We start from the raw sequence: 15,907 nt of genomic DNA on the forward strand, positions 1-15,907 counted from the left end.
TGGTGAACGGGGAGCCCCGATAAATAAAAACCGGCCCATCGACTATAACATTCGATGCGGCCGGTCTTTTTTCCTTCTATTTACGCAATTCTGCGGCGAATGTTTGTTCAAGCGCCGCAACGACTTTGGCATGGAGGTCGGTGACCTCTTCGTCGGTCAGCGTACGGTCCGGATGACGGTATACGAGCGCGAACGCCACGCTCTTTTTCCCGCCGCCAAGCCGTTCTCCCGTATAGATGTCAAACACTTCGATCGACTCGAGCAGCGCCCCAGCAGCCTCACGGGCCGCATAGCGAATATCAGCCACCTGCACGGAAGCATCAACGACAACGGCCATATCCCGGCCGATAGCCGGATATTTCGGAAGCGGCTTGTATTCGATGCGGAAATCGGCCGCTTCGATCAGCGGCTCCAGCTCGATCTCGAGCATATACGTATCGTCCAAATGCTTGCTCATCTGCAAAGCCGGGTGCAGTTGTCCCACATAACCGATGACGCGGCTGCCAGCGCCGCTGCCGATGGTGACGGATGCCGTCCGTCCGGGGTGGAAGCCTTCCGGCTTCGCCGCCGTATACCGGATATCCGGTATGCCGAGCACGCTCGTCAGTTTTTCAAGCACGCCCTTCAGATCGTAGAAATCTACCTTCTCCGATTTGCCGCCCCAGTGCGACGGCATCCGGCTGCCCGCCCAGACGATACCGAGCAGCAGCTTCTCCTGCGGAAGCGTCGTGAGCTGCTCCTCGCCGGTGACAAATACTTTGCCGATCTCGAAAATCGCCACGTCGTTCTGATTGCGGTTCCGGTTATACTCGAGCGTATCGAGCAAATGCGGAACAAGGCTCGTACGCAGCACGCTCCGCTCTTCGCTCATTGGCATTGCCAGGGCGATCGGCTTCGCCTCCGGATACATGCCGCGGAAGCCGGCGATCTGGTCGGGATGCGTGAACGAATACGTGATGACCTCGTTCAGTCCGCTTTCCGTCAGCAGCCCCCGCATCGTCCGGCGGACCGCTTGATGCTTCGTCAAGGCGCCTGGGGTCGTCGCTCCGAGAATCGGCGTGGACGGGATGTTATCGTAGCCGTACAGGCGTGCGATTTCTTCGATCAGATCGACGTCGCGGGTAATGTCGCCGCGCCGCAGCGGCACATGAATCATCCATTCTGCGCCCGCCTGCTCTTCGAACTGGAAGTGGAGCCGGTTCAATATTACTTTGATTTCGAGCGAAGACAGCTCCGTTCCGAGGTAGCGGTTGATCTTGTCGAGCGTTATCGGGATCGAGACCGGCTGCGCGGGGCGGGTGACGCTCTCGACGATGCCAACACTTATGCCGCCGCCAGCCAGCTTCGCGATGAGCGACGCAGCGCGCTCGAGCGCGGGAATGACGGCTTCCGGATTTACTTCCTTTTCGAACCTAAGCGAAGCTTCGGAACGAAGTCCGAGCTGACGCGACGCTTTGCGAACCGTGCCGCCGTCGAACTTGGCCGATTCGAGCACGATCGTCGTCGTTTCCGCCGAAACCTCCGAGTTCGCGCCGCCCATGACGCCGGCCAGAGCGATCGGCTTCGCGCCGTCGGTTATAAGCAGCATATGCGGCTCCAGATTCCGCTCCGCATCGTCAAGCGTTACGAGCTTCTCGCCTTCGCGGGCCATACGAACGGTAATGAGTCCGCCCTCAAGCCGGTCGGCGTCGAAAGCATGAAGCGGCTGACCGTATTCCAGCATGACGAAATTCGTCACGTCCACGATATTATTGATCGGGCGAATGCCCGCGGCCATCAGCCGGTTTTGCAGCCACAGCGGGGACGTTGCGACCTTCACGCCGGTGATGTGTCTTGCCGCATAGCGGCTGCATTGCTCGGCGGCGTTGATTTCGACCCGTAGATGGTCGGACGCTTTCATTTGCGAAGGGTGCAAGCCGACTTCGTCCTCCGGCAGCTGCACGTTGCGGCCGAGAATGGCGGCGATCTCGTAGGCCGTGCCGATCATGCTCAGGCAGTCGGAACGGTTCGGCGTTAAATCCAGCTCCATCACTTCGTCGTCCAATCCGAGCACGTCCAGAATCGACTGGCCAATCTGCGTGTCATCCGGCAATACCAGAATGCCGTCCTGCTGGTCTTTCGGCAGGAGCTTCTCGTTCATGCCAAGCTCCTTGGCCGAGCAGATCATGCCCATCGATTCTACGCCGCGCAGCTTCGCGCGTTTAATATGCAGGCCGTCGGGCAGCTTCGCTCCGACGAGAGCGACCGCCACCTTTTGCCCGCTATCCACGTTTGGTGCGCCGCAGACGATCTGCAAGTCTTCGCCTTGTCCCGCGTCCACGGTACATACGTTCAGCTTGTCCGCATCCGGATGTTTCGTCCGCGCCTTCACATAACCGACGACGACGTTCGTGATGCCCTTGTTGCGGCTTTCTACGACGTCCACTTCAATGCCGCTCCGGGTTAGCTTCTCGGCCAGCTCGGAGGCGGAATATCCTTTCAAATCCACGTATTGCGACAACCACTGATAAGAGACTTTCACGTCCCGCTCACTTCCTTTCTCTTCGTTAAATATGGACGAACTGTTTCAAGAACCGGAGGTCGTTCGTATAGAAATGACGAATATCGTCAATGCCGTATTTCAGCATCGCAATCCGCTCGACGCCCATACCGAAAGCGAAGCCGCTGTACTCGGCCGGATCGTAGCCGGACATCTCCAGCACGCGCGGATGCACCATGCCGGAGCCGAGAATTTCCAGCCAGCCGGTATGCTTGCATGTCCGGCAGCCGTGACCGCCGCACATCATGCACGAAACGTCGACCTCCGCGCTCGGCTCGGTGAACGGGAAGAAGCTCGGACGCATGCGGATGCTGGCCTGTTTGCCGAACATTTCCTGCACGAATTGGAGCAGCGTTCCTTTCAAGTCGCTCATCCGGATATGTTTGTCGATGACGAGCCCTTCGATTTGCGTAAATACGTGCGAATGGGTTGCATCGTCGTCGTCGCGGCGGTATACCCGGCCCGGGCAAATGATCTTGACTGGCACTTCGCCCTGCTTTTTCTCCATCGTCCGCACCTGCACGGGCGACGTATGCGTCCGCATCAGCAGCTCGTCGGTAATGTAAAACGAATCCTGCATGTCGCGGGCCGGATGGTTTTTCGGCAAATTAAGCGCCTCGAAGTTGTAATAATCCTTCTCCACTTCCGGTCCTTCGGCAATCGTATAACCCATGCCGATAAAAATGTCCTCGATCTCCTGAATGACCTTGTTCAGCGGATGCACCGCTCCGTGCGGGGCAGGCCGCCCCGGCAGCGTGACGTCGATCGTTTCCGCACCAAGCCTCATCGCCGTTTCGGCCTGCGCAAACTCGGCTTGCTTCGCTTCGACTACCGTCTCGATCGAGGCGCGCACGTCGTTGGCGACCTGGCCGATGACCGGCCGCTCTTCCGCGCTCAAGGCGCCCATGCCGCGCAGGATTTCGGTGAGCGGCCCTTTTTTGCCCAAATATTTCACTCGCAGATCGTTCAGCTGCTGGGCGTTTTCCACCCGTTCCAGCTCTTGCAGCGCTTCGGACTGAAGCGCGAGCAATCGTTCCTTCATATGGATTCCTCCTGTCTAATCTTCAAGTACAGCTATACGGAAAAACGCAAAAAGGCACCTTCATCCCAAATAAAGGGACGAAAGTGCCGCGGTACCACCCTTGTTAAGGCGCGTCTTCGTTGCCAAAACACGGTAAAAAAGCTTCCCGGAAGGTGACAACGAAAGCATGAAACGCCTTCGCTTGACCGAAATAACGGCTCGGAACCGGTTCCCTCCTACTGCCGGCTGCGGAACTATCGACGCTAAGCCAGGTTCAAAGGACTGCTCGGGAGCGAACTTCGGCAGCCGGTTCCGTTAGGAGCGCTCTCAATCTCCGGCGCTCCCTCCCTGTAAGGAGGCACTGCTTACTTTTCTCCGTCGTTGCATTTGCATATGTAACACGTATTATATGCAATTTGACGAAAAGTTGCAAGGGACGCCTAGCTTGGGAACAGGACTATCGTAAGATGGGCATCTATCGAGCCAGAGCGCCGCTTAACGAAAGATTTTCTGTCCATGAAGATTCGTCAATCGACGCGCAGGCCGTTATCCCCTAATATGATCATTAGTGCAATCGGGGGAGCGGACATGCGTTTTCGCGCTCAAAGCCGGTTCAATGTTCGGGTGCAGAAGCATCGGAGTGAGGTCAGAGCATGAGAATGGGGAGCAAACAATACTGGTATGTAGCCGGCCTTGTGGCGGTAGCGGCGATATGGGGGACGAACTTCGGCGTCTCGCGGCTGGCGATGGGAACGTTCGATCCGGCGCTGTTCACGTTTTTACGGTTCGGGCTGGCCGTGCCGTTTTTTTTCATTTTGCTGAAGCTGAAGGAAGGGAGCGTCGGCGTTTCGTTCAAAGCGGCGATGCAGCTTATGGCGATCGGGCTGTTCGGCGTGACCGGCCTCGAAATCGCGGTCATGTACTCGATCCAGTATACGACGCTGGCGAATGCCTCGCTGCTGAACGTCGCTCCGTGGCCTATATTCGCGGCGCTGTTCGCCCCGCTCTTTTTTCGCGAGCCGATTTCGAAACGTCTTATCGTCGGAGGCATCGCGGCTATGGCGGGCGTTACGATGGTGATCGTCGGCGGCGGAGCCGGGATCGATCTGTCGGGGCGGAACATGCTCGGCAACGCGCTCGCTTTTGCCGTCAGCCTGGTCGGCGCATTGTTCAACCTGGCCTGCATGCCGCTGATGAGAACGTATTCCGCGCTGCGGGTGAGCGCCTGGTTTATTTTGTTCGGCAGCCTGTTTCTATTCCCGCTTACGCTTGGCTCGTGGAGCAAGGTCGATTGGGCGGGCCTTGATAGCGCCAATTGGTTCGCCATCTTTTACAACGTTATTTTATGTACGGTTGTCGCTTTCATTGTCTGGAACGTGTGTATGTACAGAGTTGGCGCGGCGCGGGCGAACTTTTTCCGTTATGTCGTTCCCGCAGCGGCCGTGGCGGCCGGATATGTATGGTTCGACGAGCGGATTACGGTATGGCAGATTGCGGGCGCAGTATGTATGGCGGCTGGGCTTATCTGGATCAGCATGGAGAAGAAGCGGAACGGATAAGCTAGCGAAGACACAAAATCGGCTACCTAAAGTCCTTGCGCGACTTGGTATAGCCGATTTTTTTCGGGGCTCCCCGCAAAGGATTTGGAATAAGCTTCGAAGCCCGTTCTCCGCTTTGTGGGGTTATTCGAGCTGTCAATATAGAGACAAGGCAAGCGAGTCTTCTTCACGCATGCAATGCAGGATCGCCTCTCCGCCGACGATCTCGATGCTGATCAAGGAGGCCAAACATTTTTGCACGGCCGATTTGCCGGTTTCGTATTTTTTCTCGAGCGTTTTGAGCAGAAGCTTGTATGCTTTTTGCGAGGTTACATTTATGGCGTACACCGGGATCAGTTTATTCTGAAAGCGGATCAGTGTTTTCATAAGTATCGAGAATCCCCCTTCCTAATCGTTACAATTTATTGTAACCGGAAAATATTAAAACAACCTTAAGAATATTTTACACAAGTGTGAATATATCGACTTTTTTAGTCAGGTTTAAGCCGCGGATGAACATGATGAGAAGCGGACGATGTTCATAGTGTACTCTCCTTCTGGCCATCTGTACAGGCTGTTACCGGTTAACTCTATTATATTGATAATGATTATCGGTATCAATTAGTTTTTTTAAGTTAATATCCGACGTAAAAAAACCTTCGACAAGCATCGAAGGGCTTTGCAGTACATGGTTAACGTTCGATTTCAATTTTCAATGCCTTCGTCTGGCCCGGGTATGATAATTCTACAATTCCAATGTCGTACCAGGCTCTTGCCTTCTGACCGACGTGCAAATCGTGAAACGCAAGCGGCTCCGTTGTTCCCGCTTCTACGATCGCCGCCTCCTCACTCAAGCCGACCCACATCGCATACGGCTGATCCGAGTTCCCGTTTTTCCTCGTTTCATCGACGATCAATACACGGTGCTCATTTTCATCCAGCTTCGTAATCACGCCTGCAACGTCCGCTTGTGGCCGCAAATAAAATTGCTCCAGCTTCAAAGGAAACGGGATCAACGGATTCAGGCCCGCCTCCTCGTATAAGGCACGGCGCAGACGGTCCGCCTCCTGATCGGTCCAGCGGCGCTCCAAATGCTCGCGGGCTTTATAAATAATATATAGCTCGTTTTTCTGCTCCCCTGCGTATATCAACTTTATCTGCTGGCTAAGCTCCAGCTCCTCGCGGGCGGCAAGCAGCTTGTCTTGAACGAGCTTAAGCCCGTCATCGTCGACCTCGTAGCGGATCGTTCCGTCTTGATCGGCATAAGCCAAATAGTACCGCTCCAAGCCTTCCTCGTTCCAGAGCAGTAAAAGCTGCAGACGGATCAGGCCGTCGCGTAACCCTTCCGGATCGATCCACGTCTCGATCTTCTGCCTGACCGCCTGAACCCGGTAGCCGTCACGAACGCCGGTATCGTAACGCCAAGCCTTAACGACATCTGGACCCGCTACCGGTCCTCCGATCTCGACCTCCTTATAGCGGTCTCCGAGCAGACGGATCGCATCCTGCTTCGTTGCGCCGATCTTGATGTTCCCCTTGATATAGGTATAGTCGGGGTAGTTGATGTAGATCGTATTCGTATCGCTAGCCAAAAATCCGACTGTCGCCCCCATCTGTTCGGCAATGAAACGCACAGGCACGTACGCGTGACCATCCACGTTTAAAGCGGTATACTCGCCGTCAAGCGATCTGACTTGCCCGTTGATGACAAACTTGGCCGGAAATAGAACCGCCTGAACCGTGTCCGAAGCGTACGCCGCCGTTCCTATCGCGAGCATCACGCCGCAAACCAAACCGAGAACAAATCGTTTCATCCTTTTAGCTCCTCTGCGCGGAAATGGAATTATATAGGAATAAACGCAGAGGGCTGGAAAAGGTTGCTTGTTTACAAATGTCGTGCGAGTCGTTTCAGCCGATTCACCGCCAAGTTGCGAAAGGGGGCACTCTGACAAAAAGTATCATTCATGCCAAAAATCGTCCCAGCCGGGACGATTTACGCTATTCCAAACGCGTCCAGGCTCACAAGTCGGGCGCTTACCCTTCCTCCATTGCCTTCACCATGTCGCCCAGTTTACTGATTGTGTTCCAGTTGCGCGTCGTTACTTGATCGCCCAGTTTTTGCGTACTGGCCGCCAGTTTGGAATCAAGAATACTTTGCCGGAGCAGCATGTAAAGCTCCCGTCCTTGCAGCCGGTATTCGTCGTCCCCGCTTTTTACTTCCGCCAGAAAATCGACCTTCTGGGGCAAAGGCGCCTCACTCAGCAGGCTCACCTGCAAGCTTTCTCCTTCCGCCAGAGCGCCCGGAGCATAAGGACAATCCGCGATCAGCCGTTTCCATTCCTCTGCCGTTCTCAGAAAAACGGTGGCGGCAATGCCGAACTCGTTCTTGATGAGAGACTCCATACGCCCGGTGAGCGCTGCCGCCTCTTCCTCCGCCTCGAATACGATATTGCCGCTTTGAATATACGTTTGCACCCGTCCGAGCCCGACTCGCTCAAGCGCCTTTTTCAAATCCGCCATCTTGATTTTATTTTTCCCGCCTACGTTAATACCGCGAAGCAGGGCTACGTAAATTGCCATCGCGAAGCCTCGTTTCTTTTTTGCTTCTATTATATCATGTCCCGCTCTTTTCCCTTGTCCGGCGAGCAAAAACTCCGGCCGATTCGGCCGAAGTTGAGGTTTCATAACATATGCGGCTTGCTTCATGCATGAACGGGGATCATATCCTTCCTCCGGTAAATGCCGAGCAGCAGTCCCGCAGCGGCAAATTCCATCAGTACATGGCTGCCGTAGCCGAGAAACGGGAAGGGCAGTCCGACGAGCATGACGCGTCCCGTCGCCATGGCAAGCCCATAGATGAGCTGTATGGCCAGTATAACCGACAACGCCAGCATAATGGCACGGCCATACGACTCCCGAACGACTTGCACCGCCTTCGCCATACGGACGACAAACCAGATCACCGCCGCCAGGAGCAGCAGTCCCGCTGCCCATCCGAAGCTGTAGATCAAATACGAGAGCAGCATATCCGACTGGATCATCGGCAGCTTGTCGTTCATCGTCCCGAAGCCGTGTCCCCACCAGCCTGCGGAGCGAATCATATCAAGCTGCTGCATATACATATACCCATTGCCGAGAGGATCGTCCTGCGGAAATAACGCTCCGCCCACCCTACCGCGCAAATACGGGTTGCCCCATATGTACAAAATCCCGGCGGCTCCCGCACCAAGCGCAATCAGCGTGCTCCGCAGCCAGCTGCGGGTCACCCAGCCAAGCAGCACTAGGACGGCTACCGCATAAATGACCAGCTCCGGCAAGGCACGAGCCTGAATATAGATCAGGCAGGGCGCTGCAAGCAGCCCCAGCTTCATCAGCCTTTGCCCGGCGGCGTTAACGGCTGCCGGCATTTTGCCGTCGAGCCAGATGCCCGCTATGGCGACAATCAGGAGGTACGGACTGCACGCGATCAAGTTCAAGGAAAACGGCCCGACCACGATATAGTGCTTCAACCCGTTAACGCTCGTTCCGTAAACGGATGTCGTCGCGATCATACCGAATAAGGTAATCGCATACAGCAGCCAGGAAAACCGCCGCAGCCGCCGGAAATCGAAGAAATAGCAAACAAGCAGAACGACCGTTCCGAGCGCTATGTATACGGATTGACGTTTGGCAAACTCGATTTGTCCGTAAATCGTACCTCGGTAACTTGCATCGACCGACATCATCGCGATCAGGCTTAGAATCGAGAACAGCACAACCGCCAGCAGCAGCCCCCAGTTCATCCGAGGTTTATGCAATTGATGAAGCTGTTTCCCGAGCAAATCCGGATCGCCCATCTGCCGGGTCGCCCACGCCTCCGCTTCTTCCCGCGACGCCCCTTCCGCTTCCTTCTCGGCGATCAGTTGCTCCAAATGCCCGCCGATTTCCAGCCTCACGTCAGGGTGCATCTCCCGGGACCTGATCCGGGCACATACGCGGTCCAGGAAGTCGCCCACGCCCTCATGTTTCCGCATGGAGAGCCCCTCCTTCCCCGAGCACCGAGTCGACGGCGCGCCGAAACACGAGCCATTCGCTCTTCTTCTCCTGCAGCCTCAGCTTCCCTTCGTCGAGCAGACGGTAATATTTTCGTTTCCGCCCGTCCGCTTCCGTCCAAAACGATTCGACCCAACGCTCGCTCTCCATCGCATGAAGGATCGGGTACAACGTCCCTTCCTTGAGGGCGAACACTCCCTCCGATCTGCGTTCCAGCTCCTTGATCAACTCGTAGCCGTACAGCGGCTTATCCGCCAGCACAGTCAACACGAGGATGCCGGTCGTGCCCTTTAGCAATTCTTTGCTCACCTTCAACGGATTGCTCTCCTTCCTCTCCTATATAGAATTACTATGCATCGTTAATCTATGTATAGTATACAGAGCGAATCCGTCTCTGTCGAGCCTTTAGCTGCTTTTTTTAAACAAGGAATTTCCAGGTATAAACAAGGTTTACAACTCGTCCGCTTCGCTTGCTGTGCTATATTGAGGATGATGTTAGACGTTACCTTCTCCAGTGCAGGCCTATTACGGGGATTCGGGAGGCGGAACATGGACCCACGGTATAAAACGGTAACCGACTATGTGGTTAGGCGATTTACGGATCATCTCGGTGACCGTCTGCAATCTGTTTTCGTAAAAGGCTCCGTTGCAAGAGGCGATTGCGTCTGGGGCGTCTCCGATATCGATCTGGTTCTGGCATTCGATCGTCCCGACCAATCCGACAATGCGCTCAAACGTGAAATCGAAGCGGAAGCGACTCGCTTTCCCGCTGGGGACAGCCTCGTTATACAGCGTATCGGGGACGACCGTCTGCGACAAATGAGTGCAGGAACAAGAGCATACTGGCTGTATTCTTGCCGTTATGACACAGAGCTGCTATACGGAACGCAGCCGGACCATTTCCTTCCGGAGCCGCCGAAAGGAATCGAGCTGGCAAAGCTTATCGCCCCCCTTATTCATGCCGACGGCGCGGTAGAATTAGGTAAAGACCGGTTGGAGCGGCGGGAGAGCAGGCATCTGGCCAAACGGATGCTGCACGCGCTCGCCTTGCCTGCAATTGCTGGGGGCAAGCTCGAATACGTTCCTCCGCTGGAAGTCGCTAATCTGGATTTCCCGGTCCGGCTGCGCAGCCATATGGACGCCATCCTAACCGCCTACTCGCAAGCGCCCGTCATTACGGATACGGAGCCGCTAAGCCGCGCTTGGCGTGATTGCTGGGCATACATCGGCGATTTCGGAATCATTTGAAATACGATCGCCGCCTATTTCTGGTATCATGGTGGGGAAGGTTCGAGACGGTTTACTTAACAATACGAAGGGAATCGATGTATGCTTAAATTCGAACAACCCGATATGGAAATCCGCCGCCTCGGGCACGAGGATATTGCCGACCTGGTGGCGCTAATGACCGACGTTACTTCCCGGCTCCCCTCCAAGGATCATTTTGCTTCGGACAATGAGACTTACTACCATACGTATGTGCTGGAGGATGGAGAAATCCACGGCGCGTATCTCCGCGGCCAGTTCGTTGCCTATACGGTTTTGACGTTTCCCAAGATGCGACCCGGCAATCTCGGCAGAGAATTCGGGGTGGCGGAGGAGGATCTGCATGAAGTCGCCTGTCTCGAAGGCACCGTAGTCCACGAGTCGGCCCGCGGTCTTGGCTTGCAGCGGTATTTCCTGAGACTTCGCGAGCAGCGGGCCCGGGAGAACGGATGCCGGTACGTCTATGCTACGGTGCACCCGGATAACCATGCCAGCGTCAAAAACCTAGAGTCCGAAGGATTTGTCCGCCGTTTCACGCGCCCCATGTACGGCGGCAAGCTCCGGCATTGCTATGCGAAGCAATTGCGGCAGCCCGGTGAAGAAAGCGAGGCATCCGGGTGAGCCACTTAAACGAAACGAGAATCGACGCGGATTTGGTAAGCCGCTTGCTTCGCTCCCAATTCCCGCAATGGGCGCACCTGCTCTTGGAACCGGTCGACTCCGCAGGAACGGATAATGCCATCTACCGGCTCGGAGAGCGTTTGGCCGTCAGACTTCCTCGGGTCGAATGGGCGGTCGGGCAGGCGGAGAAGGAATACCGCTGGCTGCCGAAGCTGGCGCCGCATCTGCCGATTGCGATCCCCGTTCCCCTCGCGCTGGGAGCGCCAGGTGAAGAGTACCCGTGGCACTGGTCGGTGTATGAATGGCTCGAAGGCGAGAACGCAGGCTCCGGGCCGCTTGACGATCTCCGCCAAGCGGCAGTGGCGCTGGGCCGGTTCGTAGCGGCCTTGCAGCGGGCCGACTCCGCAGGAGGACCGCCTCCGGGAGCGCATAACTCCGGACGCGGCGTACCGCTTGCCCTGCGGGATGCTCCCGTTCGCGAAGCGCTCGCCTCGCTCCGCGATACGATAGATACGATAACGGCCGCGGCCATCTGGGAAGACGCGCTGCAAGCGCCGGTATGGACGGAGCCGCCCGTTTGGCTGCACGGGGATCTGCATCCGGGCAATTTGCTCGTCGATCAAGGCCGTCTCCGTGCCGTTATCGACTTCGGCACTCTCGCCGTAGGCGATCCCGCTTGCGACGTGATGGTCGCTTGGACGTTCCTCTCCGCGGATTCTCGCGCCGATTTCCGGTCAGAGCTGACGGTTGATGACGCGACCTGGACCCGTGGACGTGGCTGGGCTTTGTCGTTCGGACTGATCGCCTACGCCTATTACAAGCATACCAATCCCGTGCTCGCCGGCATATCGCGGCGTGCGATCGACGAGGTGCTTGCCGATCGTTTTAACGCAGATTGAGGACAACGCAGTACAAAAAGAACCTTCGGCGCCGATGATCTCTCGGCCGCCTGAAGGTTCTTCTCCGTTCGTTCAAATGAATCCCGCTTCGGCAAGCAAGCGGCGAATGAGAACGGCCGTCTCCGCGCGCGTCAGATTACGTCCGGGTTCAAGCCCTTCCGCACTGCCGTTAGCCAAGTTCGCCCTCACTACCTCGCTAACTACCGCTTCGGCCCAAGCGCTAATACCGTCCCGATCGGGAAATGCCGCCAGTGCTCCGCCAGTTTGATCCGCCGTTTTCGGCCTCAAGCCGGAGAGCTTCATCGCCCGTGCGATCATGACGAACGCTTCCTCCCGGGTGATCGTCCGAGCCGGGCGGAACGAGCCGTCCTCATACCCGGATACAATCCCGTATTCGAACGCTTTGCCTACCGCTCCGCTAAACCATTCGCTTTCGTTCACGTCGTTAAATGTATTCCCCGCTCCGTCCTCCGGCAAGCCAAGCCCGCGTATGACGATCGCCGCAAATTGCGCTCTTGTAACAGGGGAATCCGGGACGAAACGGTTCGCCTCCATCCCTTTGACGACCAGGCGGGCTCCCATGTCATCAACCGTTTCTTCCGCCCAATGATCCTTAGTATCATTGAATTTCACCCGGTTCGAAATGAGCGCGTAGGTACTGTTCGTCAAGCTGTGAATGTCCGCGGTATCCCGGCCGTCTCTACGCATAACGGCAGTCGGTACGTGGCGGTATGTTCCGTCCTCGTTTAGCACAACGGCTGTTGCAACGCCATTTGGGCCAAACGGAGACGGTATCGGCAAAAATTTGCGAACAAACGTGCCGAATCGGCTGAGTTCCAGCGAGTTTTGTTTGTATGATGCCGTCACTTTGAATTGAACCGGCGTCGAAACGATGCTGTGACCGTTCTGTGCCGCAAATCGCGCTATGGCATCGCTGTCGGCTTCCGGTGCCTTCTCGGCGCTGATCTGAATGAGCAGCTCCGAGAGCGGCATAGCGCGCCCCCATGCTTCCCGGAGTCGCTCCAGGTTCAGCTCGCCTGCGGGCAGCTCATAGCCGCCGATGCTTGTTTGCAGCTCCAGTACGGCTTGTTTGTTTGCAAGCTTTTGGATCATGTCGCCCGTAAATTCAGCGATAACGCCGTCCGTCTCTGCAATGTCGGAAATGCCGATGACAGTTCCGGTATTCGAATTCGCAAGAGCCTCATTTAGCAGCGACTCATCGAACCGGACGATGCCCAACGACAGTCCGCCAACGACTTGCCTGGACGTCTTCACCAGCTTCTCCACCGGTCGGCCGTCGATCGAGATGCGGATACTTGTATCATTCAGCCCGGGAGTCGCCGTGCTGCCGGTTGGTCCCGCACCGCCAATTTGCGGGGTGTAATCAGTCGGCTCCCCGCCCCCGGATGGCGCCGGGTCCGGAGAACGCTCCTTCTGCTTGTCGATCGTAATCGTATACGTTTTGCTGGTTACGCCGTCTTGAGCGGTAACTACGATCGCGATCTCGTTTGTGCCCGTCTGAAGGGTAATGGCAGATGACTCCTGACCGCTTCTCAGTGCTTGACCATTTACCGTTATTACTGCAAATGCATCTGCCGCAGTCGGCGCGACTGTCACCGAGCTGATTCCGGAAACCGCCGAAGCCGAATAATGCTGCAAGGATGCGGAAAAAGAAGGCGTTAGCGTTATTTGGGATACGGTTACCTGTTGTAAATCCGCATTGCGGCTAAGCGGTACGATGTTCGCTATCTCGATCGTTGCCGCGTTTTCGTTGCCTGCGGCGTCCTTCACATATACCGTATACGTTCCGTTTGCCTGCACCGCAAAGCTCCCGCCGGTCAGCTCGGTGCCGTTTCCTGCAAAATAACCGATATCGCGGCTGCCGCTTGCCCATTTGATCTGCTTAACGGCGTTAAACTGACCATATACAGCCGCTGTGACCGACACCGATACGGGTCCGTATGTCGCTTCCTCGGGACTTGCTTTCATTATAATGATCGGCGGTACTCCGTAAACGAACGATACGGCGACAGTCCTCTCCACAGCGATCCGATCCGTTACGTCCGATGCAGCGAATAGGACGGTCTCCGCCGCCTTGTTCGTTACTGCAAAGAGCGCTTGGCCGGACGAATTCGTCGTAGCGTACACTGCCGTTATGACCGAACTTCCTCCCGATGCGGCTAGCGATACTTGTTTCCCGGTAACGGGATTGCGGTACGCGTCCATCAGCGTAACGGTGATCTCGGACGCTGTCGTTCCGTCAGCCGGCACCGTTAGCGCGGAAGCTGACAACGCGGACATAGTTGAACTGACGCTGCCAGAGACGAACGTAACCAATGCCTTTTGAACGATTGCAACCTGATCGGTTATGTCGATCGCACCATAGGTGACCTGCTCCGCAGCCGTATTCGCCACCGTGAACTGTGCTTCCCCGTTTGCTCTGGTCGTGCTGTAAACCGCCGTTATGACCGATCTGCCTCCCGATGCGGTCAAGGCAACCTGCTTGCCTTCGATCGGTTCCATCTTGGCGTTTCGTAGCGTTACTGTAATAGTGGCGCTGCTGATGCCATCCGCAACGACCGACACGGGAGCTGCCGTAACGGCAGAATGCGCGGAGCTGACAACACTCAAATCCGCTAGCGCCGTCTCTGCTTCCGTCAGCTTGCTCACGTTCGTGACCAGCGCTTTCTGCGTTGGCGTCAGCGCTTCGTACTGCTGACGCGCGCTCGCTATCGCTGTCGCATCCGCTAGCGTTACAGCCGCCTTCCCGGGCAACGCCGCTAGCGCGTCCGTCAACGTCTTCGCCGCCTGCAAATCCGCCAACGCCGACTCTGCTTCCGTTAGCTTGCTCACGTTCGTGACCAGCGCTTTCTGCGTTGGCGTCAGCGCTTCGTACTGCTGACGTACGCTCGCTATCGCTGTCGCATCCGCTAGCGTCACCGTCGCTTTCGCGGGCAACGCCGCTAGCGCGTCCGTCAACGTCTTCGCCGCCTGCAAATCCGCTAGCGCCGCTTCTGCGTCGGTCAGCTTGCTGAGATTCGTGACCAGCGCCTTCTGCTCAGCGGTCAGCGCCTCGTACTGCTGACGCGCACTCGCTATCGCTACCGCATCCGCTAACGTCACCGCCGTCTTCGCGGGCAACGCAGCTAGCGCGTCCGTCACCGTCTTCGCCGTCTGCAAGTCCGCCAGCGCCGCTTCCGCTTCCGTCAGCTTGCTCACGTGCGCTACCAGCGATTTCTGCGCTGGCGTCAACGCCTCGTACTGCTGACGCGCACTCGCTATCGCCGTCGCATCCGCCAGCGTCACCGCTGCCTTCGCGGGCAGCGCCGACAGCGCGTCTGTCACCGTCTTCGCCGCCTGCAAATCCGCTAGCGCCTCTTCTGCGTCGGTCAGCTTGCTGAGATTCGTGACCAGCGCCTTCTGCTCAGCGGTCAGCGCCTCGTACTGCTGGCGCGCACTCGCTAGCGCCGTCGCATCCGCTAGCGTCACCGTCGCCTTCGCAGGCAACGCCGCTATCGCGTCCGTCACCACCTTCGCTGCTTGCAAATCCGCTAGCGCCGTCTCTGCTTCCGTCAGCCTGCTCACGTTCGTGACCAGCGCTTTATGCGCTGGCGTCAGCGCCTCGTACTGCTGGCGCGCACTCGCTATCGCCGTCGCATCCGCTAGCGTCACCGTCGCCTTCGCAGGCAACGCCGCTAGCGCGTCCGTCACCGTCTTCGCCGCCTGCAAATCCGCCAACACCGACTCTGCTTCCATCAGCCTGCTGAGATTCGTGACCAGCGCCTTCTGCTCAGCGGTCAGCGCCTCGTACTGCTGACGCGCACTCGCTATCGCCGTCGCATCCGCTAGCGTCACCGTCGCCTTCGCAGGCAACGCCGCTAGCGCGTCCGTCACCGTCTTCGCCGCCTGCAAATCCGCCAACACCGACTCTGCTTCCATCAGCCTGCTGAGATTCGTGACCAGCGCCTTCTGCTCAGCGGTCAGCGCCTCA

The 15,907-nt window shown here is 57.0% G+C and carries 12 protein-coding genes; 4 read left to right on the forward strand and 8 right to left on the reverse strand.

Translation table 11 applies throughout. The annotated features are described in order from the left end of the window. Positions 1 to 76: 76 nt before the first annotated feature. Positions 77 to 2,521: a phenylalanine--tRNA ligase subunit beta gene (gene pheT, locus D7M11_RS31390; RefSeq protein ID WP_120751237.1), complete on the reverse strand. Its 2,445-nt coding sequence runs from the start codon at positions 2,519 to 2,521 to the stop codon at positions 77 to 79. A gap of 25 nt (positions 2,522 to 2,546) precedes the next feature. Beyond that, positions 2,547 to 3,581, reverse strand: a complete 1,035-nt coding sequence (pheS, locus tag D7M11_RS31395; RefSeq protein ID WP_120751238.1) for a phenylalanine--tRNA ligase subunit alpha — start codon at positions 3,579 to 3,581, stop codon at positions 2,547 to 2,549. Between the two features lie 638 nt (positions 3,582 to 4,219). On the opposite strand from pheS, the gene D7M11_RS31400 reads away from it, so the two are divergent. Then, complete coding sequence (locus D7M11_RS31400; RefSeq protein WP_120751268.1) at positions 4,220 to 5,119, forward strand: DMT family transporter; 900 nt, start codon at positions 4,220 to 4,222, stop codon at positions 5,117 to 5,119. Between the two features lie 135 nt (positions 5,120 to 5,254). Here the strand turns inward: D7M11_RS31400 and D7M11_RS31405 are convergent, their stop codons facing one another. From D7M11_RS31405 to D7M11_RS31425, 5 genes are all read right to left on the reverse strand, one after another. Next, on the reverse strand, positions 5,255 to 5,485 hold the full coding sequence (locus tag D7M11_RS31405) for a hypothetical protein (RefSeq protein ID WP_120751239.1): 231 nt from the start codon (positions 5,483 to 5,485) through the stop codon (positions 5,255 to 5,257). Between the two features lie 305 nt (positions 5,486 to 5,790). Continuing rightward, positions 5,791 to 6,912 carry a DUF3221 domain-containing protein gene (locus D7M11_RS31410; RefSeq protein WP_120751240.1) on the reverse strand — a complete coding sequence of 374 codons (1,122 nt, stop codon included), beginning with the start codon at positions 6,910 to 6,912 and terminating at the stop codon, positions 5,791 to 5,793. A gap of 220 nt (positions 6,913 to 7,132) precedes the next feature. Further along, positions 7,133 to 7,678: a DUF1697 domain-containing protein gene (locus D7M11_RS31415; protein WP_120751269.1), complete on the reverse strand. Its 546-nt coding sequence runs from the start codon at positions 7,676 to 7,678 to the stop codon at positions 7,133 to 7,135. Positions 7,679 to 7,800: 122 nt separating this feature from the next. After that, positions 7,801 to 9,111, reverse strand: a complete 1,311-nt coding sequence (locus D7M11_RS31420; protein ID WP_120751241.1) for an FtsW/RodA/SpoVE family cell cycle protein — start codon at positions 9,109 to 9,111, stop codon at positions 7,801 to 7,803. Then, a complete protein-coding gene (locus D7M11_RS31425; protein WP_120751242.1) occupies positions 9,098 to 9,445 on the reverse strand; it encodes a PadR family transcriptional regulator in 348 nt (115 codons plus the stop codon). The genes D7M11_RS31420 and D7M11_RS31425 overlap by 14 nt, the downstream gene beginning before the upstream one ends. A 234-nt stretch (positions 9,446 to 9,679) precedes the next feature. Between D7M11_RS31425 and D7M11_RS31430 the strand changes: the two genes are divergently transcribed. The 3 genes from D7M11_RS31430 to D7M11_RS31440 all read left to right on the forward strand — a co-directional run bounded on the left by D7M11_RS31430 (position 9,680) and on the right by D7M11_RS31440 (position 11,916). After that, entirely contained in the window at positions 9,680 to 10,378 is a 699-nt protein-coding gene (locus tag D7M11_RS31430; protein WP_120751243.1) for a nucleotidyltransferase domain-containing protein, read from the forward strand. Between the two features lie 81 nt (positions 10,379 to 10,459). After that, a complete protein-coding gene (locus tag D7M11_RS31435) occupies positions 10,460 to 11,017 on the forward strand; it encodes a GNAT family N-acetyltransferase (RefSeq protein ID WP_120751244.1) in 558 nt (185 codons plus the stop codon). Continuing rightward, the gene (locus D7M11_RS31440) at positions 11,014 to 11,916 is read left to right on the forward strand and encodes an aminoglycoside phosphotransferase family protein (RefSeq protein WP_120751245.1); all 903 of its coding nucleotides are present in this window, start codon (positions 11,014 to 11,016) and stop codon (positions 11,914 to 11,916) included. Before D7M11_RS31435 ends, D7M11_RS31440 begins: the two co-directional genes overlap by 4 nt. A 72-nt stretch (positions 11,917 to 11,988) precedes the next feature. Here the strand turns inward: D7M11_RS31440 and D7M11_RS31445 are convergent, their stop codons facing one another. Continuing rightward, positions 11,989 to 15,855: an S-layer homology domain-containing protein gene (locus tag D7M11_RS31445; RefSeq protein WP_120751246.1), complete on the reverse strand. Its 3,867-nt coding sequence runs from the start codon at positions 15,853 to 15,855 to the stop codon at positions 11,989 to 11,991. Positions 15,856 to 15,907: the final 52 nt, after the last annotated feature.

Source organism: Paenibacillus ginsengarvi, assembly GCF_003626695.1.
GTDB classification, from domain to species: Bacteria; Bacillota; Bacilli; order Paenibacillales; family NBRC-103111; genus Paenibacillus_AB; species Paenibacillus_AB ginsengarvi.

Coding starts and splice junctions, on each gene's coding strand:
- pheS (WP_120751238.1), bottom strand. CDS start 3,581: ATGAAGGAACGATTGCTCGCGCTTCAGTCCGAAGCGCTGCAAGAGCTG.
- D7M11_RS31400 (WP_120751268.1), top strand. CDS start 4,220: ATGGGGAGCAAACAATACTGGTATGTAGCCGGCCTTGTGGCGGTAGCG.
- D7M11_RS31405 (WP_120751239.1), bottom strand. CDS start 5,485: ATGAAAACACTGATCCGCTTTCAGAATAAACTGATCCCGGTGTACGCC.
- D7M11_RS31410 (WP_120751240.1), bottom strand. CDS start 6,912: ATGAAACGATTTGTTCTCGGTTTGGTTTGCGGCGTGATGCTCGCGATA.
- D7M11_RS31415 (WP_120751269.1), bottom strand. CDS start 7,678: ATGGCAATTTACGTAGCCCTGCTTCGCGGTATTAACGTAGGCGGGAAA.
- D7M11_RS31420 (WP_120751241.1), bottom strand. CDS start 9,111: ATGCGGAAACATGAGGGCGTGGGCGACTTCCTGGACCGCGTATGTGCC.
- D7M11_RS31430 (WP_120751243.1), top strand. CDS start 9,680: ATGGACCCACGGTATAAAACGGTAACCGACTATGTGGTTAGGCGATTT.
- D7M11_RS31435 (WP_120751244.1), top strand. CDS start 10,460: ATGCTTAAATTCGAACAACCCGATATGGAAATCCGCCGCCTCGGGCAC.
- D7M11_RS31445 (WP_120751246.1), bottom strand. CDS start 15,855: ATGGAAGCAGAGTCGGTGTTGGCGGATTTGCAGGCGGCGAAGACGGTG.